26 protein-coding genes and 1 pseudogene are annotated in these 26,696 nt (G+C 61.4%); 12 read left to right on the top strand and 15 right to left on the bottom strand.

Annotated features, from left to right (window positions below):
* Window positions 1-202 precede the first annotated feature (202 nt).
* Entirely contained in the window at window positions 203-994 is a 792-nt protein-coding gene (locus D460_RS0104585) for a glycosyltransferase family 25 protein (RefSeq protein WP_018897333.1), read from the top strand.
* A gap of 2 nt (window positions 995-996) precedes the next feature.
* On the opposite strand, the gene queF is transcribed toward D460_RS0104585, so the two are convergent.
* The 5 genes and pseudogenes from queF to D460_RS0104565 all read right to left on the bottom strand — a co-directional run bounded on the left by queF (window position 997) and on the right by D460_RS0104565 (window position 4,139).
* Window positions 997-1,461: a preQ(1) synthase gene (queF, locus tag D460_RS0104580; RefSeq protein ID WP_018897332.1), complete on the bottom strand. Its 465-nt coding sequence runs from the start codon at window positions 1,459-1,461 to the stop codon at window positions 997-999.
* Window positions 1,462-2,376: a CDF family cation efflux transporter EmfA gene (emfA, locus tag D460_RS0104575; protein ID WP_018897331.1), complete on the bottom strand. Its 915-nt coding sequence runs from the start codon at window positions 2,374-2,376 to the stop codon at window positions 1,462-1,464.
* Window positions 2,377-2,587: 211 nt separating this feature from the next.
* Complete coding sequence (locus tag D460_RS0104570) at window positions 2,588-3,307, bottom strand: hypothetical protein (protein ID WP_018897330.1); 720 nt, start codon at window positions 3,305-3,307, stop codon at window positions 2,588-2,590.
* 25 nt (window positions 3,308-3,332) lie between these two features.
* Window positions 3,333-3,642 (bottom strand): annotated as a pseudogene (locus D460_RS34925) (DUF2161 family putative PD-(D/E)XK-type phosphodiesterase); the annotation flags it as partial.
* Complete coding sequence (locus D460_RS0104565) at window positions 3,642-4,139, bottom strand: isochorismatase family protein (RefSeq protein ID WP_018897329.1); 498 nt, start codon at window positions 4,137-4,139, stop codon at window positions 3,642-3,644. The gene D460_RS0104565 and the pseudogene D460_RS34925, both read right to left, overlap by 1 nt.
* A 97-nt stretch (window positions 4,140-4,236) precedes the next feature.
* Here D460_RS0104565 and D460_RS32585 point away from each other — a divergent pair, with 97 nt between their 5' ends.
* Window positions 4,237-5,208 carry a helix-turn-helix domain-containing protein gene (locus D460_RS32585; RefSeq protein WP_018897328.1) on the top strand — a complete coding sequence of 324 codons (972 nt, stop codon included), beginning with the start codon at window positions 4,237-4,239 and terminating at the stop codon, window positions 5,206-5,208.
* Between the two features lie 133 nt (window positions 5,209-5,341).
* Here the strand turns inward: D460_RS32585 and D460_RS0104555 are convergent, their stop codons facing one another.
* From D460_RS0104555 to D460_RS0104545, 3 genes are all read right to left on the bottom strand, one after another.
* Window positions 5,342-5,566 carry a hypothetical protein gene (locus D460_RS0104555; protein ID WP_018897327.1) on the bottom strand — a complete coding sequence of 75 codons (225 nt, stop codon included), beginning with the start codon at window positions 5,564-5,566 and terminating at the stop codon, window positions 5,342-5,344.
* Between the two features lie 418 nt (window positions 5,567-5,984).
* Window positions 5,985-6,671, bottom strand: a complete 687-nt coding sequence (locus tag D460_RS0104550; RefSeq protein ID WP_018897326.1) for a DUF2161 family putative PD-(D/E)XK-type phosphodiesterase — start codon at window positions 6,669-6,671, stop codon at window positions 5,985-5,987.
* A gap of 8 nt (window positions 6,672-6,679) precedes the next feature.
* Window positions 6,680-6,916, bottom strand: coding sequence for a hypothetical protein (locus D460_RS0104545; protein WP_018897325.1), 237 nt, complete (start codon window positions 6,914-6,916; stop codon window positions 6,680-6,682).
* A gap of 430 nt (window positions 6,917-7,346) precedes the next feature.
* Between D460_RS0104545 and D460_RS0104540 the strand changes: the two genes are divergently transcribed.
* A complete protein-coding gene (locus D460_RS0104540; RefSeq protein WP_018897324.1) occupies window positions 7,347-8,027 on the top strand; it encodes a GNAT family N-acetyltransferase in 681 nt (226 codons plus the stop codon).
* A 226-nt stretch (window positions 8,028-8,253) separates the two neighbouring features.
* Here the strand turns inward: D460_RS0104540 and D460_RS0104535 are convergent, their stop codons facing one another.
* Window positions 8,254-10,443, bottom strand: a complete 2,190-nt coding sequence (locus D460_RS0104535) for an anthranilate synthase (RefSeq protein ID WP_018897323.1) — start codon at window positions 10,441-10,443, stop codon at window positions 8,254-8,256.
* A 249-nt stretch (window positions 10,444-10,692) separates the two neighbouring features.
* On the bottom strand, window positions 10,693-12,996 hold the full coding sequence (locus D460_RS0104530; RefSeq protein ID WP_018897322.1) for a TonB-dependent hemoglobin/transferrin/lactoferrin family receptor: 2,304 nt from the start codon (window positions 12,994-12,996) through the stop codon (window positions 10,693-10,695).
* Between the two features lie 307 nt (window positions 12,997-13,303).
* On the opposite strand from D460_RS0104530, the gene D460_RS0104525 reads away from it, so the two are divergent.
* On the top strand, window positions 13,304-14,224 hold the full coding sequence (locus tag D460_RS0104525; RefSeq protein WP_245267713.1) for an extensin family protein: 921 nt from the start codon (window positions 13,304-13,306) through the stop codon (window positions 14,222-14,224).
* Between the two features lie 104 nt (window positions 14,225-14,328).
* Here the strand turns inward: D460_RS0104525 and D460_RS0104520 are convergent, their stop codons facing one another.
* Window positions 14,329-16,008 carry a formate--tetrahydrofolate ligase gene (locus D460_RS0104520; RefSeq protein WP_018897320.1) on the bottom strand — a complete coding sequence of 560 codons (1,680 nt, stop codon included), beginning with the start codon at window positions 16,006-16,008 and terminating at the stop codon, window positions 14,329-14,331.
* 152 nt (window positions 16,009-16,160) lie between these two features.
* Between D460_RS0104520 and D460_RS0104515 the strand changes: the two genes are divergently transcribed.
* Window positions 16,161-16,673 carry a TIGR00645 family protein gene (locus D460_RS0104515; RefSeq protein ID WP_018897319.1) on the top strand — a complete coding sequence of 171 codons (513 nt, stop codon included), beginning with the start codon at window positions 16,161-16,163 and terminating at the stop codon, window positions 16,671-16,673.
* Between the two features lie 276 nt (window positions 16,674-16,949).
* Entirely contained in the window at window positions 16,950-17,666 is a 717-nt protein-coding gene (locus D460_RS0104510) for a LuxR family transcriptional regulator (RefSeq protein ID WP_026282787.1), read from the top strand.
* Window positions 17,667-17,712: 46 nt separating this feature from the next.
* Here D460_RS0104510 and D460_RS0104505 read toward each other — a convergent pair whose 3' ends face one another.
* The 3 genes from D460_RS0104505 to D460_RS0104495 form a co-directional block, all read right to left on the bottom strand.
* Window positions 17,713-18,843 (bottom strand): DUF2333 family protein, encoded by a 1,131-nt coding sequence (locus D460_RS0104505; RefSeq protein WP_018897317.1) that lies wholly within the window; start codon window positions 18,841-18,843, stop codon window positions 17,713-17,715.
* Window positions 18,844-18,966: 123 nt separating this feature from the next.
* Window positions 18,967-20,040: a hypothetical protein gene (locus tag D460_RS0104500; protein WP_018897316.1), complete on the bottom strand. Its 1,074-nt coding sequence runs from the start codon at window positions 20,038-20,040 to the stop codon at window positions 18,967-18,969.
* 71 nt (window positions 20,041-20,111) lie between these two features.
* Entirely contained in the window at window positions 20,112-20,714 is a 603-nt protein-coding gene (locus D460_RS0104495; protein WP_018897315.1) for a thymidine kinase, read from the bottom strand.
* Window positions 20,715-20,948: 234 nt separating this feature from the next.
* Here D460_RS0104495 and D460_RS0104490 point away from each other — a divergent pair, with 234 nt between their 5' ends.
* The 5 genes from D460_RS0104490 to D460_RS0104470 all read left to right on the top strand — a co-directional run bounded on the left by D460_RS0104490 (window position 20,949) and on the right by D460_RS0104470 (window position 25,079).
* Window positions 20,949-21,905, top strand: coding sequence for a choline ABC transporter substrate-binding protein (locus D460_RS0104490; RefSeq protein WP_018897314.1), 957 nt, complete (start codon window positions 20,949-20,951; stop codon window positions 21,903-21,905).
* Between the two features lie 81 nt (window positions 21,906-21,986).
* Window positions 21,987-22,832: a choline ABC transporter permease subunit gene (gene choW, locus D460_RS0104485; RefSeq protein WP_018897313.1), complete on the top strand. Its 846-nt coding sequence runs from the start codon at window positions 21,987-21,989 to the stop codon at window positions 22,830-22,832.
* Window positions 22,829-23,881 carry a choline ABC transporter ATP-binding protein gene (gene choV / locus D460_RS0104480; RefSeq protein WP_018897312.1) on the top strand — a complete coding sequence of 351 codons (1,053 nt, stop codon included), beginning with the start codon at window positions 22,829-22,831 and terminating at the stop codon, window positions 23,879-23,881. Before choW ends, choV begins: the two co-directional genes overlap by 4 nt.
* Window positions 23,882-23,912: 31 nt before the next feature.
* Complete coding sequence (locus D460_RS0104475) at window positions 23,913-24,668, top strand: pyridoxamine 5'-phosphate oxidase family protein (protein ID WP_018897311.1); 756 nt, start codon at window positions 23,913-23,915, stop codon at window positions 24,666-24,668.
* A 93-nt stretch (window positions 24,669-24,761) separates the two neighbouring features.
* Complete coding sequence (locus D460_RS0104470) at window positions 24,762-25,079, top strand: metalloregulator ArsR/SmtB family transcription factor (RefSeq protein ID WP_018897310.1); 318 nt, start codon at window positions 24,762-24,764, stop codon at window positions 25,077-25,079.
* Window positions 25,080-25,132: 53 nt separating this feature from the next.
* Here D460_RS0104470 and D460_RS35845 read toward each other — a convergent pair whose 3' ends face one another.
* Entirely contained in the window at window positions 25,133-25,336 is a 204-nt protein-coding gene (locus D460_RS35845; RefSeq protein ID WP_155947674.1) for a hypothetical protein, read from the bottom strand.
* 176 nt (window positions 25,337-25,512) lie between these two features.
* Between D460_RS35845 and D460_RS0104465 the strand changes: the two genes are divergently transcribed.
* The gene (locus D460_RS0104465) at window positions 25,513-26,616 is read left to right on the top strand and encodes a branched-chain amino acid ABC transporter substrate-binding protein (RefSeq protein ID WP_018897309.1); all 1,104 of its coding nucleotides are present in this window, start codon (window positions 25,513-25,515) and stop codon (window positions 26,614-26,616) included.
* Window positions 26,617-26,696 lie beyond the last annotated feature (80 nt).

Below are 26,696 nucleotides of genomic sequence, written 5' to 3'. Positions count from 1 at the left end.
CTAACCTGATCGGATGAGCCATCATACGAAGGAACGAGGCCAACTGATGCGATGCGCACTTGACCGTGGCGTTGTTGCGGTGTCGGGGCCGGGCGGAAGCTTTCGGTGGTTGCCGCCGGCGACCGATTGATAAGCCCCCTCAGCATCGATATGGTCCGCCGCGATCACTGAATTCAAGACAAGCAGAGCGGACGACAGAGCATTGAAAACCCTCATCATCAGCCGCAAGGCCGAGGAAACAAGGCGGCGCTTTCAGACGCGGCAGATGCAGGCGCTCGGCCTCGATTTCGAGTTTCTGGATGCGTTCGAGGCCCGCGATCTGACGCCGGAGGAGTGCCAGAAGGCCGCCGACAGCTGGCCGAGCCCGACGCTGCGCGAAGATGTCGCCTGCTTCACCTCGCACCGCATCGCCTGGCGCAGGATCATCGATAGCGGCGAGCGGATGCTGATCCTGGAGGACGACGCCGTACTGTCAGAGAGCTTTGCCGACGCCCTTGCCGGCATCGAGGCGCGCCCTGATGGCAACGATATCGCCTATGATCTCGAATTCGCGCCACGCGATCATATCGTCGCAAAACATCCGCTCTGGACCGACGGGACTTATAGCGCCCGCCGCGTGTTCCAGAACCGAGTCGGCACGGCCGGCTATGTCATCGGCCCGGGCGCTGCCGCGCGCATGTTGAAGGATACCGAGACCTACGGCCTGCTCGACGCCTATATGTGGCATCGCGCCTGGCTGAAGGCCTACCAGATCGAGCCCGCCCCCGTCATCCAGATGCAGTTCCTCGACGGCAGCGCCGACAAGGCGGCCTTCATCCGCAAGTCGATCGACCGCGCATTCAAGCCGAGCAAGCTGCGCAAGAACCTGCTGAGGCTGAAGATCGAGGGCATCCGGGCCCGCAACCTCATCCGTGGATGGCTGAGAAGCGAGCGGCGCCCGTTGCGCATGGACCGGGCAAGTTTCCCGCCCGATCCCGCCAAGTCAGCTGACTAAATTCAACCACGACCACGATAGGTCGCGACACCCTGGTCGGGCAACCACACGCCCTCGGGCGGCTTGCCGGTCTGCCAGAACACGTCGATCGGGATGCCGCCGCGCGGATACCAATAGGCGCCGATCCTCAGCCACTTCGGATCGAGCAGCTCGACGATGCGCTTGGCGATATAGATCGAGCAATCCTCGTGGAAGGCGCCGTGATTGCGGAAGGAGTGCAGGAAGAGTTTCAGCGCCTTGGATTCCACCAGCCATTCGTTCGGGATGTAATCGATGACGATATGGGCGAAATCCGGCTGCCCGGTCATCGGGCAGAGCGAGGTGAATTCCGGCGCGGTGAAGCGCACCACGTAATCGGTACCGGCATGGTTGGACGGCACTTTTTCAAGCACCGCCGTCTCGGGCGAGGTCGGCGCTTCGGTCTGTTTTCCCAGCATGGACAGGCTGGAGACGTCTGTATTGGGCATTCAAGCCTCCTTGATGACTTTGACGCGGATGCCATGGGCCTTTTCGCCCTCCGGCTCGACGTGAATGGCGATGCTGGAGCCCGGATGCACGGCGCGGATGGCATCCTCAAGGCGATCGCAGATATCGTGCGCCTGCCTTACAGACATTGCGGCCGGCACGACAAGATGGAAATCGATGAAAGTGACGGCGCCGGCGCGACGCGTCTTCAGATCGTGCACACCAAGCGAACCCGTGGCATGCGAGGCGATCGCCGCCTTGATCGCTTCTTCTTCCTGCGGCTCGACCGCCTGGTCCATCAGCCCGCCGATCGAATGCGAGATCACCTTCCAGCCCTGATAGAGGATGTTGATGGCAACCAGAATGGCGAGGATGGGGTCGAAGATCGCATAGCCGGTGGCGATCGCCAGCAACAGGCCGATCAGCACGCCGACGGAGGTGACGACGTCAGACATGATATGCTGGCCATCCGCCGTCAGCGCCGCCGAGCGATACTTGCGCCCGGTCGTGATCAGAAGTCGCGCCCAGACGGCGTTGATCACGCCGGCCGCGAAGTTGATGGCAAGACCCAGCACCGGCGCCTCGAGCATGCGCGGATCGGCCAGATGCCCCACCGCCTCGTTGACGATCAGAAGTGCTGCGACAACGATCAGCACACCCTCGGTAACGGCCGAGAGATACTCCGCCTTGTGGTGCCCGAAGGGATGATCGTGATCCGCCGGCTTCTGCGCATAGCGGATGACGAAGAAGGCGATGAAGGCGGCAACGACGTTGACGGTCGATTCCAGCCCATCGGACAAAAGCGCCACCGATCCTGTGACCCACCATGCCACCATCTTCAGGCCCATGACCCCAAGCGACATCGGAATGCCCCAGAATGCCAGCTTCCGAACCGTAAGGTTTCCCTGTTCGCTCATCTCTGTCCCTCTGCCTTCTTAGATGTCCAAATACCGGTGCGGATGCGAACGAATTGCAGAAACAATGCCATTCAAACGCAAAACCGCCCGCGCGAAAATCGCGCAGGCGGCTGTTGCGGGGGATATGGGCCAGAAATGGCGATTTGTCAAAGTGGAAGTGTGGGAAGGCGAAACAGATCGGATTGTACCACCAGCGATCGTAAGCTTACGATCAGCGGAGCATGTCGTCAAAAGCTGCAGACGAGATGCGCTTTGCCCCCCCCAGGCCGATCGTGGCGGCCGCGAGTGAAGTTTGCGAGAGTATCGCCCAGTCGTTTCCATATCGCAGGACAGTGAAACCAATCGCATGCTGGCTTCCCTCGAACGAAACCAACGCAACGCGCTCGGTCATCTCATCCGCACCGTTGCTAGCGGCAAGCAGAGCCATATTGGCCTGATGTGCCTTGTTGTTCATGATGCCAGGATTCGGGATGCCGACTTTAACAAGCGAAAGGCCTTTTAGCCGATCGGCACGTAGTGAGTTGACGAAATCGCTGGCACCGGCCGCATCGACTCGCACCGTGCTGCTGCTGACGAAATCCCTCGTGGTCATCAGGCTGTAGATTAGTAACTGAACCTGCTGAGAAATCTGGCTGGCAAATTTGGCCCTGTTGAGGTCTACAAAAAGCGGATCGCTCGGTGGCATGGGGTAGGAAGCGCTAAGCATCTGAAGTCGGTTTACAGACGCGACGAAGTCGAATTGCGCACTCATTCTCTCCACAGCCGTGGCGGCAATGATGGCCTTGAAGTCTTCATGAGTAATGGCATCGATGTACGCAGAAATCGCCTTCTCGGGTGTCGCGAGATCAGCGGCCTTGCCCGAAGACGACCATAAGCCTGCAACGGTGACGCTTACTGAAAAAACAATCGAAAATAATAATGAATGCCGCATAATGCCCCCTGTAGAATACACATCCTTAACGGGAGTTGATGTTAGCGTCTAGTGGAAGCGCATCTAGCGGAACTCCCCCATCCTCACCAAACACCACCGTCTGCGGCCAGCGCAACAACGCCGCCTCGCCGGCCTCGTTCAGCGCATAGACCCCCTTCCCCTGCCGGTCGAACCAGCCATAGACATTGTCGAGCAGGATGCGGCGCCCATGTCTTCGTGTCGAGCGGCCGCGTTAGCCCCTGTTGCAAGGCGGAGGCACAGATCAGCGCCTGTTGTCGGTAGGCGGTCATGATCGGCGAGCGCGTGGCGCCGCCGAGCACCGGATCGCCGCGCCTCAAACCTCGGAAGAGTGGATAACCCGTGTCTTGGACCGCAAGGCACTCAAGGCGATCAGATGGACGACCTCCAGGGGAGCAGTGCAAAGATCGTCGATCACCTTGATCTGGAAGTCCTGCGCAGCGCGTGACAATGCCGTAAACACCACGCAGTTCTGTGTCATCATCCCGCAGACCAGCAATTCCGTCGTTCCCTTCAAATGATCTGCGAGGTTCGTCTCCTGAAATGCGTCTGCATACTGCTTCGTCACCACCGGAGCATCGCCAGCCGCAGCCAGAACAGCCGGGCGGATCTCAACGCCATGGCCGCCGGCGGCAAACGGGCCCGTAGGAGCGGTCGACACGTGCCGAACGAGGACAATCCCGTCACCCCTTGCGCGTGCTTGCCGGATCGCCTCGACGATCCGCTTCTCTGTTTCTTCGGCCTCCCAGAGCGGCAGCGCGCCGCCGGGGAAATAGTCATTCTGAACGTCGATCACGAGAAGGGTGCGGGTCATCAGGGAGGCTCCATTTTGATGTTTCGCTGACAGTGATGACATCCGATTTCGTCACCGTTGAGTGGCCTGATTGCCTTTTATCGTGTAAATCGGGCCAATGCGCATCGCCATCATCGCTTACGACCATATCAGCCCTTTCATGCTATCCACGCCGCTGGCCGTGTTCGGCGAGGGGCTCCTTGCGGGTGGGCATCAGGTTCAGGTGTGCTCGGATCAGTTCCGGCTGAACACGGGTGGCGGCATGATCATCGAGGCCGCCCATCGGCTGGATGCTGTCGATGACGCCGACATCGTCATTTTACCGGGTTGGCGGAGCGTGAACGAGCCCGTATCGCCCGATATCGTTGCCAAGCTGAAGGCGGCCGATGCTCGAGGATCCATCGTCGTGGGCTTGTGCCTGGGGGCCTTCGGCCTTGCCGAGGCCGGACTGCTGGATCGGCGGCGCGCAACGACCCATTGGGCGCATGCGGAAACCTTCGCGGCCCGCTATCCGGGTGTAACGGTCGATGCGGCCGCGCTGTTCGTGGACGAAGGCCGCGTCCTGACGTCCGCCGGTGTCGCTTCGGGGCTGGATTGCTGCCTGCATCTGCTTGGCCGGATTTGCGGGATTGGTGAAGCAAACCGGATAGCGCGCCATCTCGTCGTTGCCCCTCAGCGCGCGGGCGGACAACCGCAACTGATCGAACGGCCAGCGATCGGATCGACTGCCGATCGACGAGTGACCGAACTTCTCGAAGTCCTGCGCGCCGATCCCATCGCGCCGCCTTCGCTGGATGAACTGGCCAAGCGCTCGAACATGAGCCGCCGGAGCCTGACGCGCCATATCCGGGCACGGACCGGAGGCAGTCTCGGCGAATGGATAAGGCGTGTGCGCGTGGCACGAGCGAAGGAGCTATTGGTGGCCGGCGTACGCGGGCTGGACGACGTCGCCGTGCGCAGCGGTTTTCCTGATGCCCATGCGCTACGCACGGCATTCCGCACCGAAGTCGGCGTGACGCCGGTGCAATGGCTGGCGCACCAAAGGATCCCCGGTGCCGCGCTTTCTCTGTTGTCGGGAAATCCTAGCTAGGTTTGCGGCTAGGTCGCCCGGGCGGACTTTTCACGAGAATGCCCGGCGCACCTTAATCGCAGCAGGTTTCACGAGCGCCTTCTTCGGCCAACAAAGACCGCAATGAAGGCCACGGAGGGCACCGACTCCACGATCAGAGACCCAGGTCCAAACCAAGCATGCTGCTCATGACGAAGGCGACGACCCCGACACCCAAGAGCGCCAGCACGAAAGCTCCCGCGATCTTGCCGCCCGCGAGCAGTACCGAGCCTCTCTCGATCTTATCCACCTGATCGTAGTGCCACTTGATGGCGAAGTACATTCCCGTGCCCAACGCGAGAACCTTGAAAATCACGAAGACTATGGGAAACCAATCCATGACAAATATCCTCACGTGCGGCACTACGCGCCTTATGCTCCTGTTTTAGGCAAACGCGTACTGCTTATTGTGCAACGCAGATATGTAATCGCGGACTGAGGTTCGCGCCGGGGATCAATGAGCCGGCCCCGGAAAGAAGGAAACTGTAACTTGCTTAGGGCCGGAAGCGGTCTTCGTACGCAGTGACCCGCGGACACGGCTAACTCAGCATCCGGAGCCCCCCTCATCCCAGGTGCAACTTGTTGCACCTGAACCCTTCGGACACCTTCCCCCCGCGGGGGAGAAGGGGACAGCGGCACCCTCTGCGGTCTCTTCCCCTCTCCCCTCGGGGAGAGGGTAGGGTGAGGGGGCTACGCGGCGAAACGTTGCTGACGAAGACGTCTGCAATGGCCAAAACCGGTCCGAATGATTGCAACCGCTACTCCCCGCCCTCACCCGCATCGCCACCAAACACCACCGTCTGCGGCCAGCGCAACAAAGCCGCCTCGCCCGCCTCGTTCAGCGCATAGACGCCCTTCCCCTGCCGGTCGAACCACCCATAGACGTTGTCGAGCAGAATGCGTCCCGCCTGCGGCGCCCATGTCTTCATGTCGCGCGGCCGCGCCAGCCCCTGTTGCAGCGCCGAGGCGCAGATCAGCGCCTGCTGGCGGTAGGCGGTCATGATCGGCGAGCGCGTGGCGCCGCCGAGCGCCGGATCGCCCTGTCTCTTCCGGTGTTCCTTCACAAGCCGCGTCCGCCGCTTCGGGTTCGTCCTCGGCATCGGCGACACGGAGCTGACGATGACGCTGACCTCGCCGGTATCGGATATCCCGAGCATGCCGATTCCCATCCGACGGCAGAGATCGCGATAGCGCCTGTCTGCCTCCCGCCCCCGCCCCTTGGCCGAGACCCTTGCCGCGATCCAGACCTCATCGGCCATCGCCGCCCGGTCGACCGCCTGCAGGATAAGCTCAAGATTGAACGACATCTTCAATTCGCAAACGACCACGACCGGCGGCTCGCTTTCGCTCAAGCCCACGACATCGCAGCTAGCGACCTCCCCCTTCACGACATACCCCGCCGCCTCCAGAAAGGCCTTCACCGGCAGATAGAGCGAGGTCTCCATGGTAACGCTTACGGGTTGAGATCGGCGATCTCGCCGAACTGCGCCAAGAGCCGTGGCGACAGCATGTCGCCGGTCTCCTCGTCGACGGTGATGGCATAGGCCGCGACGCCCGCGAAGCGCTCCGACATGGCCGACGCGATCTTCTCCGCGCTGATCGGGTTCGACGCCTGCCGCATCTCGCCCGGCACCAGCTTGCCGCGATTGCTGCGGTAGGGGATCACGATAAACTTTTCACCAGTGGACACGCGCAGGATTCCCGATTGATCGTTCCTGAAACGTTCTGATTTGGGGGCGGATGTCAATGGTATGGGTGGATGAAAGCATGGGTCGAGGCTGCGTTACCCCCCTCTGCCCTGCCGGGCATCTCCCCCACAAGGGGGGGAGATCGACTCGTGGCGAGGTTTACGCCAACCAACGAAATTGGGAACGAGCGGGCGCACCCAGCCAATCTCCCCACCTGTGGGGGAGATGCCCGACAGGGCAGAGGGGGGCATCACACCCACAGCCCTAGCAGACCGGGCCGCGCCCCTTCCCAGCAGACCCAAAGAGCGGAAATTGAAGCGATCGAGATGATGGCATTGACCGGCAAACGGCTCTAAATTGAGTGAAAGAATGATTGCGTCGGACCGGCCCGCGTCCCGGATACGCCTGCAACGCGATCAGGGAGAACCACCAGTGACCCACAGCCTCGACCGTCCCGCCTGGAACGCGCTTCAGACGGTGCATGCCGATCTCGCCGAAGGCGGCCCGCTCGCGATGCGCTACCCCACCTCCATCGTCCCCTTCGCCGCCCCGCGCGACGACACGCCCGAGAGCTTGAGAGCGCTGGCCGCCCTTTCCTCGCCCGGAGAGATCATGGCGCTGGTCGAAGTCGGCCCGATCACCGTGCCTGATGGCCACGATGTGCTCATCGAAAGTACGCTGGTGCAAATGATCGGCGACCGCCCCTACGAGCGCATCGACGACATGAGTATCGAGCCGCTGACACCTGACGATGCCGAAGAGATGTTGGCGCTGGCGCTGCTCACCAAACCTGGCCCCTTCACCCTCGGCGCCCAGCGCCTCGGCACCTTCTGGGGCATCAAGATCGACGGCCGACTGGCGGCGATGGCCGGCCAGCGCATGCGCCACCCCGGCCTGTCCGAACTGAGCGGCCTCTGCACCCACCCCGATTTCCAGAAGCGCGGCCTCGGCACCCTCCTCTTCCGCTTCGTCGCCGGCGAGATCACGGCGCGCGGTGAAGAGGTGTTCCTGCACGCCTATGCCAGCAATACGGGGGCGATCGCGCTCTACGAGCAGCTGGGTTTCAAACTGCGCAGCCGGATGAATGTGAAGATCGTGCAGCGACGGGGGTGAGGAGCGGTGGAAGAGAGAGAGAGAGAGAGAGAGAGAGAGAGAGAGAGAGAGCGGCCCACGACGAGTCTCTTCTCCCCGCGGGGAGAAGGTGGCGGCAGCCGGATGAGGGGGGCCTCACGGCACCCCGTAAAACACAGCTTTTCGCATACGCTCAAAGCCTCGCTTCGCTCGCCCCCTCATCTGTCCTTCGGACATCTTCTCCCCGCTGGGGAGAAGAGAAATCCCCTCAAGCCGCCTTCGTCTTCGCCTTCCGCGACAGATGCGCGACCACGTTCTCGATCATCCGCATGCCGGCGTCGCCGCCGAGCGTCATGATGGACTCCGGATGGAACTGCACGGCCGCGATCGGTTCCTTGGCGTGCTCGATGCCCATGATCGTGCCGTCCTCGCTTTCCGCGGTGATGATGAAATCGCGCGGCAGGGTCGAGGGGTCGGCAAAGATCGAGTGGTAGCGGCCGACGGTGACTTCCTTGCCGAGGCCTGAAAATACCAGGCCCGGCTCCAGCACGCGGATGCGCGACGGCTTGCCGTGCATCGGCAAGGCAAGGTGCCGGAGCTCGCCGCCATAGGCCTCGGCGATCGCCTGCAGGCCGAGGCAGACACCGAAGATCGGCAGGTTGCGCGCCCGCGCCTTCTTGATCGTCGCCTTGCAGTCGAAATCCTTGGGATTGCCGGGACCGGGCGAAAGCACGACAAGATCGGGATCGAGCCGGTCGAAGATTTCTTCCGGCACCGGCGAGCGCACGGTCGAGACCTCGGCCCCCGTCTGGCGGAAATAATTGGCCAGCGTATGCACGAAGCTGTCTTCGTGGTCGACGAGCAGAATCTTGACGCCCTTGCCCACAGTGGCGACGTCGCGGCTGGCCTTGGCCGTATTGCCGGCCTTGGCATCGCGGATGGCGGAGAGCATGGCGGACGCCTTCAGTTCGGTTTCGGCTTCTTCTTCCTCGGGGATGGAATCGTTCAGAAGCGTCGCCCCTGCCCGGACTTCGGCGATCCCGTCCTTGATGCGCACGGTGCGCAGCGTCAGGCCCGTATTCATGTCGCCATTGAACCCGACCATGCCGATCGCTCCGCCATACCAGGCGCGCGGGCTCTTCTCATGGCTCTCGATGAAGCGCATGGCCCAGAGCTTCGGCGCACCGGTGACGGTGACCGCCCAGGCGTGGCTCAGGAAGCCGTCGAAGGCGTCCATGTCGTCGCGCAGGCGACCTTCGATGTGATCGACCGTGTGGATGAGGCGCGAATACATCTCGATCTGCCGGCGGCCGATGACCTTGACCGAGCCCGGCTCGCAGACGCGCGATTTGTCGTTGCGGTCGACGTCCGAGCACATGGTGAGCTCGGACTCATCCTTCTTCGAGTTCAGGAGCTTCAGGATCTGCTCGCTATCGGCGATCGGATCGTCGCCACGCTTGATCGTGCCTGAGATTGGGCAGGTCTCGATGCGGCGGCCAGAGACGCGCACGAACATTTCCGGCGATGCGCCGACCAGATATTCCTGGTTGCCGAGATTGATGAAGAAGGAATAGGGCGACGGGTTGATCGCCTTCAGCCGCTTGGAAATATCCGACGGCTTGCTGTCGCAGCGCTCCATGAACTTCTGCCCGGGCACGACCTCGAACAGGTCGCCCTTGCGGAAGCTTTCTTTCGCCTTGGTGACCAGCTCGGAATATTCGCCGGGACGGTGATCGCTCTTCGGCGGGATCGTGTCGGTGCGCTGGAACGGCTCGGCCGGGATATCGCCCGCCTTCCCCTCGGTCGAAAGCCCGCCCTTTTCGAAATCATAGCGGTCGATCCAGGCCTTTGCGGAATAATTGTCGACGACGAGGATTTCATCGGGGAGATAGAGCACCATGTCGCGTTGATCGGAGGGGCGCGTCAGCTTCAGGTTGATGGCGTCGAACTGGAAGGCGAGATCGTAGCCGAAGGCGCCATAGAGGCCGAGGCTGGCATCGGCCTGCGAATAGAAGAGATCGGTAACGGCGCGCAGCACGGTGAAAACAGTCGGGATCTTCGAGCGCTCTTCTTCCGTGAACGCCCGGTCCGGCGCCTTGACGGTCAGATCCAGCCGCCGCTTGGTCAAGGCGCCGAGCTCCAGCTCTGAGATCGTCTTCAGCCGCTCGGTAACGAAGCCGAGAATGACCTCGCCGCGCTCGTTATAGGCGTCGATCCAGACCTTGCGGCCATTGCAGGAGATGCCGAGCGGCGGATCGACCACGGCCGTATCCCAGCGCGTATAGCGGCCCGGATATTCGTAGTTCGACGAGAATACCGCGCCGCGGCGCTCGTCGAGCTTGTCGATATAGGAGGAGACCGCGTCGGCATAAGGGATCGCCCGGCGCTGCCGCGTGACCGTGATGCCACCCTTGGTCTCGTAAATCTCCGCTCCGTCATCCCTGATGATCGTTACCATTGCTTCACTCCGTTATCGGCCCGGATGACAGGCGGCCTTAAAAACAAAAAAAGCCGCCTGGTGTTTTCCGGGCGGCTCATCGTCGTCTTTGGACACGATTGGTCGAGGCCGCCTTAGCGAGCCCACCACCAGATTGCGATGTTCAAGGACATGTTCATGGGCGGAATTGTTAGCGTGAGATGAGAGCCAGCGCAAGAGGCGAATGCGGCCACGAAAAAGGGCGACCCGGAGGCCGCCCTTTCGATTGGTTTAGAAGCGCTGGGTCAGCGAGATTTTGAAGGTGCGGCCCGGCTCGGAGTAGTATTCGCGAGGCTGCGAGCCACCGGTGCGGACCGAGGCGTAGTCGTAGTAGGTCTTGTCGAAGACATTGTAGATGCCAGCGTTGATCTTCAGACCCTTGATCTGCTCGGGCTCCCACCATGCGGTCAGGTCGACGATGCCGTAGCCCGGCGTGCTGAAGTAGCTCGTGGACGTTGCGGTTCCGATGGTCTGGCCGCGCGCATGCTTGACGCCGGTCCAATCGAGACCAACACCCCAGGTCTCGGTGTCATATCCGATGCTGACCACGGCCTTGAGAGGCGCGACGGACTGCAGGAAGGTCTTGGTATCGAGGTTGTTGCCTTCTGCGTAAGCCAAGCCGGCCAGAGCGCGGAAGCCGTTCGAGAAGCGTTTGTGAACGGAGATTTCCGTACCGAAGATCTCGGCGTTGGCCACGTTGTTATAGGTGCTGATACCACCCTGCGGATACTGCGACAGCGTGTAGCCGAGAGCGGCAGCCTGGGCGGCGTTCAGGCTCGTCGTGTCGATGAAGTTGCGGTAGCGGTTGTAGAACAGGTTCACGCGGCCACCGAGATCATCGTCGCCGAGCTTGGCACCGACTTCGAAACCATTGCTGGTTTCCGACTTCAGGTTGGGATTGCCGATACGCAGGTATGTACCCGGACCACCGAAGGTGCTGAACAGTTCACCAGCAGTCGGTGCACGGAAGCCCATAGCCCACTGACCGTAGAGCAGAACCTGATCGTTGACTTCCTGCTCCAGCCGGATCTTCGGCGATATCGCCGTATCGTTGAAGCCGTTCGGCAGCGCCGGATTGCTGGCGTTGTCGGCGAAGGCATCGGTCATCTTCGGATCATGCTTGACCCAATCGAAGCGAACGCCCGGCGTAACCGAGAAGCCGGTATCACCGAAACTGACCTTGTCGTCGAGATACAGGCCGATACGGCCGGTCTCAACCTTCGGCGTGTCAGCCTGGTTGGTGTGCAGGTTGGCGCACGCCGAGTATCCGGTCGGATAGGCGCCGCTCGGCAGCGGTGCCGGGCAATTGTCGTAGCCCGAAGAATACTGCTCGCTCGTAACGTGAGCGATGTCGAAGCCGAAGACGAAATTGTGGTCGAGGTAGCCGGTATCGACGTTCTTTTCCAAAGCGCCGACGAGACCGATCGCGCGTTCGTTATAGTCGTTCAGACGACCGATCGGGCCGATGACCGAGGTGGAGCGATAGCCGTTATATCCGGTTCCGCGCGTCTGATCCTGCCAGTAAAGCGACGCCCAAGCAGAATCCACGAGGCTGTCGTCGCTCTCGGACTGGAACTTGTAGTCCAGCGAGACGCGGTCGCGAGCCGACGCGTCGTTGGTGAAGTAGTTCCCGGGCAGATACTGATCGCGCGACGTCAGAACCCTCAGCTGGTTGGTCTTGGCGTCGGTATCACGATCTTTGCGATAGCTTTCCGCCGTCAGGCCGATCGTGTGGCCGCCTTCGAGCTGCTGGCGCAGCTTGAACAGCAGGTTGTGCTGATCATAGTCGGAAGGGTTCGGCGCCGTGCGGGTCGGGCCGTATGTATCGACGGTTCCCTGGCTGTCGGTCTGCTTGCCGGTCTTGTAGCCGCCCTGGAACATGATGGAGGTGTTCTCGATACGCTTGGCGATGGCGGCAGACGGCGACGAGCTCTTGTCGGAGCTGTCGTATGTGTACTTGACGATGCCGCCCCAATCGCGACCGTCCTCGATCAGGTCTTCCGGCTCCAGCGTGCGCACGGCCAGGACACCGCCGAGCGCACCACCGCCGGCGCGGCTCGAATCGGCGCCGCGTAGGACGTCGACGGCCGAGAGCGACGAGAAGTCGAAGGTATCGACACCACCGGTCGCGCTGCGTGTCGCGTCCGAAAGGAAGGTCAGCGGAATGCCGTCCACAGTGGTCAGAACGCGGCTACCTTCGAGACCGCGAATGTTGACGCCACCCGTATTGCGGTTGAAGTTGACGCCCGGCTCGGCAATGCGGCCGAGATCGCTGATGCTGGTGATCTGCTTGTTCTCGATCTGGGCGGCCGTCGTCTCGGTCGCCAGCGGCGTGTCGGTGGCGCTGCCCGGCGCCGGCGCGGACACCCGCTTGCCCTTCACAACAATCTTCTGCAGCGCCGTGCCGTTTTCGTCCGTCTCAGCAGTAGCAGCCGGCGTCGTCTGCGCGCTCTGCGCCAGCGCCTGCGAGACCGGACCAACGCAGACAAACGCCGCGCTCACCAAAAGCGCCGAGCGCCAATGTCGAATAACCATAATCAACCCCTCAATGAAAAAAGTACCGGGCTGGCTGGTCGTCACGCATTCGCGCTTGGAGGGGCTGGCTAGGTGTTTCGGCGAAGAATTCCGCCTACTTCTTGCCGCATAAAAAACATGAGTATGGTTGTCAATATATGTAGCCGAGATATCATGATCTAAATGGTCATGTTTTCATGATGCCGATCAACGTTGCGAAATTGCAACGAAATCCGCCTCCATACGTTGTTATCCGGCTGGAAATAAAACGATGGATGGATGCGTGAAGAAGACAGGCCAGATCGCGACAGCACTTCTCTGCCTCATCATGTTGACCGGCGCCGGCCTGCCAGAGACCGGCCCCAAACCGGAAGTGAAACCCGGCGACAAACAGGTCGAACAACAGACCGAGGACCCGGCGAATATCGATGTCGCGCCCAAGCCGCAGCCCAAGCCAGACACTCAGCCCGAGACCGCAGCACCCGATACCGCTAGCCCGGATGTTCCAAAGCCGGACACGAAACCCGGCGAGAAGACCACCGAGGGCGACCAACCCGCCCCCTCCTCCGACACGTCAGGCAAGGACGCCGCCGCGCCGAAGCGCGAGGTGCAGGGCCCCAACCTTCCCAACAAGAACCTTCCCGATAAGCAGACGCTCGAGGCCCAGCATCTGACGATCGAGCCGGAAAGCGAGGCCGATCACTCCGAATGCGTCAAGGAACTACAAAGCCTCGGCGTCGTCTTCACCGATCTCAGCCGTATCGACGACGGCAATGGCTGCGGCATCGACAAGCCGATCAAGGTGACCGAAGCCCTGCCCGGCATCAAGCTGAAGCCGGATGGCGTCTTCCGCTGCCCGGTGGCGCTGGCCTTGGCGCGCTGGATGAAGGGCACGGTCATCCCTGCCGCTGCCATTGCGGCCGCCGATCAGGGCCGCATCACCACCATCAACCAGGCCTCCTCCTATATCTGCCGCCTGCGCAACAGCGCCGAGACCGGCAAGATCTCCGAACACGCGCGCGGCAACGCGGTCGATATCGCAAGCTTCAGCTTCGAGAAGGGCGAGGATATCGCGGTCAAGCCGAGGCGCGAGGATTCGACCCTGATCGGCGCCTTCCAGCGCACCGTCAGCGCCGCCGGCTGCCTCTATTTCACGACGGTGCTCGACCCCGAAAGCGACGCCGCCCACGAGACCCACTTCCATCTCGACGTGCTCGAGCGCAAGGGCGGATATCGCTATTGCCATTGAAAATGGCAGTAGCGTCAGTGCCTTGCCGGCATCAGGTGAATCGGAAACCGAGCATCTTGAAGCGATGCCAGAGGTCAGAATGGGAGTGGCCAGAACAGCCTAGATCAAAACAACCCCTCGATCGCGCCATCCTCGTTGAGATGAATGCGCTCGGCGGCCGGCGATTTCGGCAGGCCGGGCATGGTCATGATCTCGCCGGTGATGACGACCACAAAGCCGGCGCCGGCCGATAGTCGCACCTCGCGCACCGAAACCACATGCCCCTCCGGCGCGCCGCGCAGGTTCGGATCGGTCGAGAAGGAATATTGCGTCTTGGCGATGCAGACAGGCAGATCGCCATAGCCCTGCTCTTCCCAGACCTTCAGCTGGTCGCGCACTGTCTTCGGCACGCTGACCTCGCCGGCGTGATAGATCTGCGCCGCGACCTCCTCGATCTTTTCGATGAGCGGCATGGCGTCGGGATAGATCGGCGCGAAGTTGGCGTTACCGGATTCGGCCATCTCGACGACCTTCCACGCCAACTCCTCGATGCCCGCCGAGCCTTCCGCCCAGTGGCGGCAGACGATGGCCTCGGCGCCGAGATGCGCGACATAGGCCTTCACCGCCTGCACTTCGGCATCCGTATCGGAAACGAAGTGGTTGATGGCGACCACAACGGGCACGCCGAACTTGCGGACATTGGCCACATGGCGGCCGAGGTTGGAGCAGCCGCGCGTCACGGCACCGACATCCTCGCGCCCGAGATCGCCCTTGCCGACGCCGCCGTTCATCTTCAGCGCCCGCACGGTCGCGACAATCACGGCCGCATCAGGCTTCAGCCCGGCCTTGCGGCACTTGATGTCGAAGAATTTCTCCGCGCCGAGATCCGCCCCAAAGCCCGCCTCGGTCACCACGTAGTCGGCAAGCTTCAACGCCGTCTTGGTTGCGATGACGGAGTTGCAGCCGTGGGCGATGTTGGCGAAGGGGCCGCCATGCACCAGCGCCGGATTGTTCTCCAGCGTCTGCACCAGATTCGGCTGCATCGCGTCCTTGAGAAGCACGGCCATGGCGCCGTCGGCCTTCAGGTCGCGCGCGAAGACCGGCGTCTTGTCGAAGCGATAGCCGATGATGATGTTGCCGAGGCGCTCTTCCAGGTCGTGAAGATCCGACGCCAGGCATAGGATCGCCATCACTTCCGAGGCGACCGTGATGTCGAAGCCGCTCTCGCGCGGAAACCCGTTGGACACCCCGCCCAGCGAGGCGACGATCTCGCGCAGCGCCCGGTCGTTCATGTCCATCACGCGACGCCAGGTGATGCGGCGCACGTCGATATCGAGCGCGTTGCCCCAGTAGATATGATTGTCGATCATCGCCGACAGAAGATTGTGCGCCGCCGTGATCGCGTGGAAATCGCCGGTGAAGTGGAGGTTGATATCCTCCATCGGCACGACCTGCGCATAGCCGCCGCCGGCCGCTCCGCCTTTCACCCCGAAGCAGGGGCCGAGCGATGGCTCGCGCACGCAGATCATGGCCTTCTTGCCGATCCGGTTCAGCCCGTCGCCGAGGCCCACCGTCGTGGTCGTCTTGCCCTCGCCCGCCGGCGTCGGGTTGATGGCGGTGACGAGGATGAGCTTGCCGTCGGGCTTGCCCGCTTGCGCGGCTGTGAACTCTGCGCTGATCTTCGCCTTGTCGTGGCCATAGGGCGAGAGTTGAGCCGCCGGGATCCCGAGCCTGTCGCCGATCTCGTAGATCGGCTTTTTCACCGCGGCACGCGCGATCTCGATGTCGGTTTTATACTCAGCCATGCCGCCCTCAGCTCTATTTCGTCTCGTAAACGTCACGTTTATGCCAATGGAATGGTGAAATATACCGAAAGTTTGAAGGCCGCGCCGGTTGCGCACAGCGGCCCACAGCCTCTATCACCAACGCATTGATTCAGCATTTTACGGGGTAAACCATGAAATCACTTGAGCTCATCGTCGAGCGCATCATTCTGTCCAGCCGCTGGATCCTTGTCGCCTTCTATCTCGGCTTGGCGCTGTCGCTGGCCGTCTACGCGATCTCCTTCGCCTACAAGTTCTCCAAGGTCGCGATCAACGTCTTTACTTACGACGAAGGTGAAATGATCCTGGCGATGCTTGGCCTCATCGACGCAGCGCTGGTCGCCAGCCTGATCGTCATGGTAATGATCTCGGGCTACGAGAACTTCGTCAGCCGCTTCGACGAAAACGAAACCGATGTCTCCTTTATCGGCAAGCTCGATTCCGGCAGCCTGAAGATCAAGGTCGCCTCCTCGATCGTCGCGATCTCGTCGATCCACCTGCTGCAGGTCTTCTTGAATTCGAACCAGTTCACCGACAGCAAGATCATGTGGCTGACCGCCATGCATCTGGCCTTCGTCGTCTCCGCCGTCATGCTCGGCTTCCTCGAGCAACTCATGAAGAAGGCCAAGGACGGCTCGAAAATCTAACGCTTATCGATTCGCGGGCGGCCTTGCCGCCTGCGACATATCGCGCAAGGGATATCATCCTTTTTTTATTTGCCATCCCGCGCAATTCGTGCGCAAAGCGCAACAAAGGCGATACGAGGTTGATTTACGCGACGCTAAAAACAACCAGCAGCAGTTTTTTCGTGTTTAAATTATAACACATTAATCTAATCACTGTGCGCTGCACAAATTCTGACTAGCAAATATATCAGATAGTCGATCTTATGGTCGAAGTAGTAGACGGCCAGGAACCTGTTAATGTCTTACATGACGACCTCGGAGAGACAGTCAGTATTGACGGCTGAGATCGCAGCCGTGAATAACAGGCAGGCATTCGCCCAGGCACTGGTTCGCATCGCCGAGGCTTTCGGTTTCAAATATGCCACGCTGATGGATGCACCGACCACCGAAAGCTTCCTGCTCAAGTCGCTCCTCATCGAAAGCAATCTTCCTCCGGCTTACGTCAGCGCGTTCGACCGCTCCCGCTTCATGCAGCTGCCGCTGTTTTCCGCCGGCGTGTCCAACTCCGCCGTGCCACGACTTTGGAGCCTCAGCGACAAGACGACCGTTATTCCCGACGAGCTTCGCGACCTGAAATTTAGCTTCGACATCCACGTCGGCATCTCGTTGCCGGCCTACTGCACCGATGGTCAGCGCCTGCTCTTCTGGTTTGCCGGCACGCGCGCGCAGCTCGGTCAGGCGGAAGTTAACGAAATGACCGTTCTGATGCTGCAGGCGCTGGACGCGTTCAACCTGGTCAAATCGGCCAAGAGCGACCATCCGCCCCTGTCGGCCCGCGAGCGCGAAGTCGTGCGCTGGACATCGCAGGGCAAGACCTCGATCGAGATCGGCCAGATCCTGTCTTTGTCCGATCACACGGTCAACGCCTACATGACCAGCGCCATCAAGAAGCTCGATTGCGTCAACCGCACCCAGCTGGTCGCAAAGGCGATCCGCTACAAGCTGATCACCTGACGCCACGCCAAACGCGCCGCCGCCAGCGTTGTGCGAACGTTCGACCTTATCGGCCGAGCACCGCGCGCATCTCGACCAGGTTCGAGCGCACCCTCAGAATATAAAAGCCCATGGTCGCCAGATGGCTCGGCATGATCCAGCCGTCCTCGCGACCATTGGAAATGATTGCCGGCTGGATGCGCAACGCCGCCTGGAACTGTGCGTTGGTGGCACCATAGAGAGCGCCGAGATTGCGCTCCGCGATCACCCGCGAAAAGTCCGACTGGGCGGCGGCCAGGATGGCGTAGTAGCCGTAGAGCTGGCCATAGGCGAACCAGAAGCGATCGTCGGCGCGCGTATCGAACCAGCCGCTCGCATGGTTGGCCGAGCGCTCCGCCAACATGTCGGCGGTGCCGCCGAGATCGTTGGCGATACGGTCGATGAACTGGATGAGGTTGTCGGCGCGCGTATCGAAGACCGCGTTGCAGTTGGAGAGATCCGTATTGAACTTGCGAAGGCTATCGATCGCCGAGCGATAATAGCTTGGCGTCGGCGTCTTCGGGCCGAACGGATTGAGCCCGAAATACCAGCTGTACTCGTCGAACTGCAGGTTGCCACGCGCGCTCTGCAGATCATTGTTGATGCCGGAGGTGCCGCGCACGCGGCCCAGCGTATCGACGAGCTCCGCCGAGGTGCGGCGGAGCGCCTGGTTCACGCCGCGCTGGAACGAGGCCTTGTTGTCGAGAAACGGCGTGTGGTCCCAATCGATCCCGAAGAAGCCGAGACGATAGAGCAGCATGGAAGAAATCCATGAGTTCTGGTTGACGTTGAAATCCGTGAGATCGGCCGTGACGTCGACAATCGCCGAGCGCTGGCAGGTCTTGGCCGCAGGCGTGGTCGCGCCCTCGGCGGGCGGAATTTCCTGGCCAACCTGAACCTTACGTTCGGCAAGCTTGTACTGGTCGACGAAGGACGGGTTGAAGCCGGTCCACATCTGCGTCTGAACGAAGAAATAGCCGTACATCAGGACGAGCAGCAAAAGCACGCCGATGACGGGAAGCCTGACCAGCCAGCTGCGCCGACCGTACCAGCCGCGCGCGGCCATCAACGGCCAGAAGGCCCAGGCAACGAAAAGCCGCGCCCAACGACCAATCGCCCGGCCGATCGATCTGAAAAAACCGGAGATTCCGTCAAGCATCGCCCATTCCCCTCTGCATCCAAAAGCGCGTGTTTCACCCGCTCTCAAATATGCATCCGCATCCGAAACGGCAACATCGTGCTGATATTATTGTTTCTTCGGCCCTGTTTAGAGGCGACACGCCTACAGGCGCGGCATCCGGAAACGCAGCCGCGAGGAGATCTTCATCGTGTCGATCAAAGGCGCGCCCGGCACATCCTCGTTCTGATGCGCATAAGCGGGAAACCGCTTGCCGAACTGCGCGTCGGCGGTGCGCTTGCGATGCTCGATCTCCTGCGGCAGCAACATGTCGCGCTCGAAGAGAACGATGGCATCGGCGATATTTGGAAACAGTTCCGACGAAATCTGCACCTTCGAGCCCGGAATATCGGTATCGACCTGCGCCTGATAAATCAGCAGCCGCTCTTCCGTATCGATCATCAGCTTGCGCATCAGCGTGTTGCACTGGCCGATCTCGGTGTTGAGCCCATCCACCAGAAGCTGGAAGATCCCGATGAAGCGCTCGCGCCGCTGGCTCTCGTCGCGCAGCTCGTGCTCGCGGGTGGAGACCTCATCGGCCTGCGCCTTCAGCGCCTTGCGCTCCTCCTCCATCCGGTCCCACTCGGCCTTGCTGCCGTAGACGCCGATGCGCCCCTGCGTCGTCAGCGCCTTGGCATTGAGCTCCTTGATGCGGATGCGGGCGATGTCGATCTCGTCGACCAGCCGACGCCGGCGCTCGACGATATCGACCAGCCGGCGCTCGGCCTCCTTGTGGGCGGTGAGCACGACCGCGCGATGGTGCGTGATCAGTCCCGCGACCCTGTCGGACTTCACCATCAGGTCGCGCAGCCTCTCGACCACCGGCGCGGCCCGGACCCGGCTGCTGTGGCGCCGCCACATGCGCTGGCGCGAAAAATGCCCGATGAACCGCTCGGTCGCCGTCAGCCCGCGGAAACTGTCGAGATCCGACGACACCCTGACGGTCATCGCATCCAGCGTCGCCACCAGTTCGGCAAGCAGTTCAGCGAGGTTCCTGGCGTCGGCGGCAAATCCCTGGAAGCGCTCGTTTTCAACAAGAAAGCGCTCGTCGTCGATCTCAGCAGGATGGCGCGCGAACTCGCCGACGAAATCGGCGCAGGTCTTGACCTTCACCGGCAGTTCGTCGGCAATCGCACTGGCTGCATCAAATGTGGTGTCAAACGAGACAGGCTTGCGCACCTGATATCCCCGGGGAATCGAATGCCGTCAAATTAGAGCCGTTCATTCTCAAATGGAAGAAGCGGTTTAATTCACACCGCCTCAGCGACCCATTCGCCGTTCATCGCGTCATCCCAGTGGCGGCGGCAGAGCGACACGTATTTCTCGTTGCCGCCGACCTCGATCTGCGCCCCTTCCCGGGCCACCGCGCCATTGCCGTCGAGGCGCACGACCATCGTCGCCTTGCGGCCGCAATGGCAGATGGTGCGCACTTCGCGCATCTCGTCGGAGATCGCCATCAGCTCCTGCGAAGCCGGAAACAGCTTGCCCTGGAAATCCGTGCGCAGGCCGTAGACCATGACGGGGATATTGAGCCGATCGACGACGCGCGCCAGCTGCCAGATATGCTCGCGCGTCATGAAATGTGCCTCGTCGACGAAGACGCAGGCGATGGGCTCGCCCGCAGCCCCCTGCTCGGCGATCAGCGCCAGGAGATCGGCATCCTGCTCGAAGGCGACCGCGTTAGCCTGCAGCCCGATCCGCGAGCCGATCACACCCCTGCCCGCCCGCTCGTCGAACGCCGCGATCAGCAGGAGAACGCGCATGCCGCGCTCCTCGTAATTATACGCGGCCTGCAGCAGCATCGTCGATTTGCCGGCATTCATCGTCGAGTAGTTGAAGTAGAGCTTCGCCATTGCATTCTCCGTCTCTCCGCTTCTTGAAAGCTGGATACGATCAAGAAAACCCCCGGCCGTCGTTAATCACAGAAAATTGCCTGGAAACCCCTTCAAAACTGACAAAATTCAAGCGATCCATTAAATACGACACGTCGCAATCGGATACCGCAATGCGGCGCAAACGCACTGAGGTCGCTTGTAAAACTCGGCTATTGGTGATTGGCTTGGGAACGTAAGACTGGGAGTCTATAAATGAAAACGACAAGCGCATTCAAACTGATCACTGCCACAGCCGTTGCTGCACTCTCTGTCGCAACCGCCGCCTATTCCGCTGATCCCGCCAGCTGCTCCACCGTCCATCTATCGGATGTGGGCTGGACCGATATCACCGCGACAACAGCAACCGCATCCGTGATCCTCAAGGGTCTCGGATACACCCCCGACGTGAAGGTTCTCTCCGTACCGGTCACCTACCAGTCGCTGAAGAACAAGGACATCGACATCTTCCTCGGCAACTGGATGCCGACACAGGAAAAGGACGTTCGTCCCTTCATCGACGACAAGTCGGTCGAATCCTTCGGCCCGAACCTGACCGGCGCGAAATACACATTGGCGACCAACGCCAAGGGCGCCGAGCTCGGCATCAAGGACTTCAAGGACATCGCCGCCCACAAGGAAGATCTCGAAGGCAAGATCTACGGCATCGAGCCGGGCAATGACGGCAACCGTCTCGTCATGAACATGATCGAGAAGGACACCTTCGGCATGAAGGGCATGGAGGTCGTCGAATCCTCCGAGCAGGGCATGCTGGCGCAGGTTGCCCGCGCCGAGAAGGCCGGCAAGCCGGTCGTCTTCCTCGGCTGGGCGCCGCATCCGATGAACGAAAACTTTAAGCTCACCTATCTCACGGGCGGCGACGACGTTTTCGGTCCTGACTTCGGCGGCGCCAAGGTGTTCACCAACGTTCGCGCCAATTACCTGACGGAATGCCCGAACGTCGGCACCATGCTCAAGAACATGGTCTTCTCTCTCCCGATGGAAAACCAGATCATGGGCAAGATCCTGAACGACGGCGACGAGCCGGAAAAGGCCGCGACGGAATGGCTGAAGGCCAATCCGACGGCAATCGAGCCGTGGCTCGCAGGCGTCAAGACGCTTGACGGCAGCGGCGACGGCGTTGCCGCCGTCAAGAAAAGCCTCGGCCTCTGATATCGAAAGACGGGGTGGCTCTGACCACCCCGTTTTCGCTATCCTCGCCCCTGTTGTTGTTCTTTCTGGATAGGCACGCCCTTGAACTGGATCACCGACTTTAAAATTCCCATTGGTCCCTGGGCGAAAGCCTTCGTGGATTGGCTCACCTCCAATGCCGACTGGTTCTTCAACCAGCTTGCCTTCGTGCTGTCCCATGTCATCGACGGGATCCTGTTCGTCCTGCAAAAGCCGCACCCGCTGATCGTCGTGCTGGCCATCACCGCCATCGCCTACTGGCTGAGGCGCTCGGTCGTCGTCGCCGTCTTCACCTGTCTTGGGCTGCTGTTCATCATGAACCAGGGCTACTGGAAGGAAACGACCGCGACGCTGGCGCTGGTGCTTGCCTCGACCTTCGTCAGCATGATCGTCGGCATTCCGCTCGGCATCGCCGCCGCCCGCCGCCCCTGGGTGAATTCGCTGCTGCGGCCGATCCTCGACTTGATGCAGACCATTCCGACATTCGTCTATCTGATCCCAGCGCTTATCCTTTTCGGCCTCGGCATGGTGCCCGGCCTGATCGCCACCGTGATCTTCGCCATCCCCGCCCCCATCCGCCTCACGCGCCTCGGCATCATCTCGACGCCGCCCTCGCTGGTGGAAGCCGCCGAATCCTTCGGCGCGACCCCGATGCAGGTGCTGCGCAAGGTCGAGCTTCCCTACGCCACGCCGCAGATCATGGCCGGCTTGACGCAGACGATCATGCTCTCGCTGTCGATGGTCGTCATCGCGGCACTCGTCGGCGCCGACGGCCTCGGCGTTCCCGTTGTGCGCGCGCTCAACACCGTCAACGTCGCCAAGGGCTTCGAGGCAGGTCTCTGCATCGTCATCCTGGCGATCATCCTCGACCGAATGTTCCGCGTGGCGGGTGAAGGAGACGGCGCATGACCGCGGTTCGCTTCGATAATGTCAGCATCGTCTTCGGCGACAAGCCGGAAGCAGCCCTCACCCTTGCCGACCAGGGCAAGACCCGCGACGAGATCGGCGCCGAAACCGGCCTCGTGCTCGGTGTCGCCGACGCCTCGCTGGAAATCCAGGAGGGCGAAATTCTCGTGCTCATGGGCCTTTCCGGCTCCGGCAAGTCGACACTCCTGCGCGCCGTCAACGGGCTCGCCCCCGTCGTGCGCGGCGAGGTCACCGTCAACAGCGCATCAGGCCCGGTCAATCCCTACAAGACCTCGGCCAAGGGCCTGCGCGATCTGCGCATGCACACCGTCTCGATGGTGTTCCAGCAGTTCGCGCTGCTCCCGTGGCGCACGGTCGCCGACAATGTCGGCTTCGGCCTCGAACTCGCCGGCATGGCCGAGGGCGAGCGCAAGAAGCGCGTGGCCGAACAGCTCGAACTGGTCAACCTGACCAAATGGGCCGATCGCAAGGTCAACGAGCTCTCCGGCGGCATGCAGCAGCGCGTCGGCCTTGCCCGCGCTTTTGCGACCGGCGCGCCGATCCTTCTGATGGACGAGCCGTTCTCCGCGCTCGATCCGCTCATCCGCACCCGCCTGCAGGATGAACTGCTCGAGTTCCAGCGCCGCCTGAAGAAAACCATCCTCTTCGTCAGCCACGATCTCGACGAGGCCTTCCGCATCGGCAACCGCATCGCCATCATGGAGGGCGGGCGCATCATCCAGTGCGGCACGCCGCAGGATATCGTCAAGAACCCGGCCGACCAGTACGTCGCCGATTTCGTCCAGCACATGAACCCGATCAGCATGCTGACCGCCCGTGACGTCATGCATTCGGGCCTCGGCGATGCAGCGGCAGGCGCCAGCGTCAGCGGCACGGCCAAGGCCGAGACCCCGCTGATCGACATTCTCGACGCGCTCTCCCGCCAGCCGGGCAGCATCGGCGTGGTTGAAAACGGCGCCATCATCGGCACGATCTCCGCCCAGGACGTCGTCGCCGGCCTGACGCAGCACAGGAAGAAAGAACAGGCTTGATCCCACTGTCCGCTTCCGCCAAAAAGTGGACATGAAAGATCAAGCTTCTGTCATCAGGGAAACGGACGAAGAGGCGCGCAAGCTGGCGCGCACTCTTCTCCGCTCCGCCCGCTACGCCGCCGTTGCGGTCCTCGACCCAAACACCGGCTTCCCCTTCGCCAGCCGCGTGCTTCTCGGCACCGATTTCGATGGCGTTCCCGTCATCCTCGTCTCCGGCCTTTCGGCGCACACGCGTGCGCTAGACGCCGATCCGCGCGCCTCGCTCTTGACCGGCGAGCCCGGCAAGGGCGACCCGCTGGCCTATGCGCGGCTGACGACTCAGTGCCGCGCGGCAGCCGTCGAGCGCGACAGCACGGCCCACACACGCATTCGTGAACGTTTTCTGGCCCGCCATCCAAAGGCGAAACTCTACGTCGATTTCCCCGACTTCAGGTTTTTCCGGCTGATTCCCGAGAGCGCCAGCCTCAACGGCGGCTTCGGCCGCGCCTATATTTTGGGCGGAGATGAGCTGATCATCCGCTCCGCCGCCAACGAAGAGCTTGCGGAAAGCGCTGCCGAGGTAGTGCAAGATTTGCTAGCCCTGGAGCCGGATTTGGCAAGGAAAACAGCGATCGCGCATAAAGCCCGTACGGGCACCAAATGGGCTATTTGTGGAGTCGATTGCGCCGGTTTTGATGTGATTTCGGGCGATTTGCTGGTGCGACACGAGTTTGACACACCTGTCAGCAGCCGCGTTGAACTTTATTCACATATATCTAACATGAAATACTCAATACCTGAAATTTAGCTATATACAATCTTGAACCCCTCTTGCTAGTTTTCACCGTCGGCGATTTCAGGCAGACGTTTTTTTGAATTCCGTTTCCATGGGAAGATGATTATGGACACAATTGATTTGACCGCTCACGCGAATGTTGCCGCCGCACTGTTGTCCGCAATGGCAAATCCCAAGCGACTTCTGATCCTCTGTAATCTCGTCAAGGGCGAGATCCCTGTTGGCGCGCTGGCCACCGAAGTCGGCCTCAGCCAGTCGGCGCTGTCGCAGCACCTCTCTAAGCTGCGCGCCCAGAAGCTGGTCAAGACCCGCCGCGACGCACAGACGATCTACTATTCCAGCACGTCCGATCAGGTCATTCGCATTCTCGAAACCCTGACGCAGATCTACGCCGAACCCGTCCGCGCCAAGTCCGCGGCCTGATATTCCACATCACATCGTTTCCGGCCGCTTCCTGGTGAAGCGACTGACTGTTTTTAGCACCATTTGATATTGATGGATCGGCGACCTCTGGTCTGCCGATCCTTTTTTTGTGCGCTGGAGCGCAAGACGCGCGCATGCGGTTTCACCGCCGCCACTCGGAAATCGCAAAAACTTGATCCAAAATCGTCAAAACCGGCGCGATTTTTGCCGATCGTGGCAAAAACAGGCTGCGTTTCTTTATCTTCTTGCGCATTCACCGCGAAATTCCTAATAAACTTGCCATGCGTCCTTCGAGCCAAACATGGCCGATTGGCGCGTTTGCCGCGCGCAGTCCGTCGTCTTTGGCGCATCCGGAAATGGATGTTTGTACGGCCTGGATTGATCGCAGCGGCAGGACAGTCGCGGGTCGAAGACCCATCCAAGGAGAGACAAAATGACCCTGAAGACCCTGACGGCGGCGCTGGTTGCCTCCATCTCTTTCGCGCCGCTGGCGCATGCCGACATCACCATCGGCCTGATCGCACCGCTGACCGGCCCGGTTGCCGCTTACGGCGACCAGGTGAAGAACGGCGCCCAGACCGCCGTCGACGAAATCAACAAGGCCGGCGGCATCCTCGGCGAAAAGGTCGTGCTGAAGACCGCTGACGACGCCGGCGAGCCCAAGCAGGGCGTTTCGGCCGCCAACCAGCTCGTCGGCGACGGCATCCGCTTCGTCGTTGGCCCGGTCACTTCGGGCGTCGCCATCCCGGCTTCCGACGTCTTCGCTGAAAACGGCGTGCTGATGGTCACCCCGACCGCAACGGCTCCTGACCTGACGAAGCGTGGCCTCGCCAACGTTCTGCGCACCTGCGGCCGCGACGACCAGCAGGCCGAAGTCGCAGCCAACTACGTCCTGAAGAACTTCAAGGACAAGCGCATCGCCATCATCAACGACAAGGGTGCTTACGGTAAGGGTCTCGCCGACAACTTCAAGGCGACGATCAACGCCGGCGGCATCAAGGAAGTCCTCGACGACGCGCTGTCGCCCGGCGACAAGGATTTCAGCGCGCTGACCACGCGTCTCAAGGCCGAGAAGGTCGACGTCGTCTACTTCGGCGGCTACCACCCGGAAGGCGGCCTGCTCGCCCGCCAGTTGCATGACCTGCAGGTCAATGCTGTCATCATCGGCGGCGACGGCCTGTCGAACACCGAGTTCTGGAACATCGGCACGGATGCTGCCGCCGGCACCATCTTCACCAACGCCGTCGACGCCACCAAGAGCCCCGACTCCAAGGCTGCCGCCGACGCGCTGAAGGCCAAGGGCATCCCGGCCGAAGCCTTCACGCTGAACGCCTATGCCGCCGTCGAAGTCATCAAGGCCGGCATCGAGAAGGCGAAAAGTGCTGAAGATTCCGAAGCCGTCGCAACGGCGCTGAAGGCCGGCGAGCCGATCGCAACCGCCATCGGCAAGCTCACCTACGGCGAAACCGGCGACCTGACCTCGCAGAGCTTCTCCCTCTACAAGTGGGAAGACGGCAAGATCGTCTCCGCCGAGTAATTCGGCTCGCCTCTGCGATCAAATACAGACCGGGCGCCCTCGCGGGCGCCCGGTTTTCGTTTGCGGATCTTTCGACATGG

This window comes from Rhizobium sp. 2MFCol3.1 (assembly GCF_000377565.1).
GTDB lineage: Bacteria > Pseudomonadota > Alphaproteobacteria > Rhizobiales > Rhizobiaceae > Rhizobium.
The sequence above is the reverse complement of the archived record's forward strand: the minus strand, read 5'-3'. Positions and strand labels throughout refer to the sequence as shown.

Coding starts and splice junctions, on each gene's coding strand:
- queF (WP_018897332.1), bottom strand. CDS start 1,461: ATGCCCAATACAGACGTCTCCAGCCTGTCCATGCTGGGAAAACAGACC.
- emfA (WP_018897331.1), bottom strand. CDS start 2,376: ATGAGCGAACAGGGAAACCTTACGGTTCGGAAGCTGGCATTCTGGGGC.
- D460_RS0104570 (WP_018897330.1), bottom strand. CDS start 3,307: ATGCGGCATTCATTATTATTTTCGATTGTTTTTTCAGTAAGCGTCACC.
- D460_RS0104565 (WP_018897329.1), bottom strand. CDS start 4,139: ATGACCCGCACCCTTCTCGTGATCGACGTTCAGAATGACTATTTCCCC.
- D460_RS32585 (WP_018897328.1), top strand. CDS start 4,237: ATGCGCATCGCCATCATCGCTTACGACCATATCAGCCCTTTCATGCTA.
- D460_RS0104555 (WP_018897327.1), bottom strand. CDS start 5,566: ATGGATTGGTTTCCCATAGTCTTCGTGATTTTCAAGGTTCTCGCGTTG.
- D460_RS0104550 (WP_018897326.1), bottom strand. CDS start 6,671: ATGGAGACCTCGCTCTATCTGCCGGTGAAGGCCTTTCTGGAGGCGGCG.
- D460_RS0104535 (WP_018897323.1), bottom strand. CDS start 10,443: ATGGTAACGATCATCAGGGATGACGGAGCGGAGATTTACGAGACCAAG.
- D460_RS0104530 (WP_018897322.1), bottom strand. CDS start 12,996: ATGGTTATTCGACATTGGCGCTCGGCGCTTTTGGTGAGCGCGGCGTTT.
- D460_RS0104525 (WP_245267713.1), top strand. CDS start 13,304: ATGTTGACCGGCGCCGGCCTGCCAGAGACCGGCCCCAAACCGGAAGTG.
- D460_RS0104520 (WP_018897320.1), bottom strand. CDS start 16,008: ATGGCTGAGTATAAAACCGACATCGAGATCGCGCGTGCCGCGGTGAAA.
- D460_RS0104515 (WP_018897319.1), top strand. CDS start 16,161: ATGAAATCACTTGAGCTCATCGTCGAGCGCATCATTCTGTCCAGCCGC.
- D460_RS0104510 (WP_026282787.1), top strand. CDS start 16,950: ATGTCTTACATGACGACCTCGGAGAGACAGTCAGTATTGACGGCTGAG.
- D460_RS0104505 (WP_018897317.1), bottom strand. CDS start 18,843: ATGCTTGACGGAATCTCCGGTTTTTTCAGATCGATCGGCCGGGCGATT.
- D460_RS0104495 (WP_018897315.1), bottom strand. CDS start 20,714: ATGGCGAAGCTCTACTTCAACTACTCGACGATGAATGCCGGCAAATCG.
- D460_RS0104490 (WP_018897314.1), top strand. CDS start 20,949: ATGAAAACGACAAGCGCATTCAAACTGATCACTGCCACAGCCGTTGCT.
- choV (WP_018897312.1), top strand. CDS start 22,829: ATGACCGCGGTTCGCTTCGATAATGTCAGCATCGTCTTCGGCGACAAG.
- D460_RS0104475 (WP_018897311.1), top strand. CDS start 23,913: ATGAAAGATCAAGCTTCTGTCATCAGGGAAACGGACGAAGAGGCGCGC.
- D460_RS0104470 (WP_018897310.1), top strand. CDS start 24,762: ATGGACACAATTGATTTGACCGCTCACGCGAATGTTGCCGCCGCACTG.
- D460_RS0104465 (WP_018897309.1), top strand. CDS start 25,513: ATGACCCTGAAGACCCTGACGGCGGCGCTGGTTGCCTCCATCTCTTTC.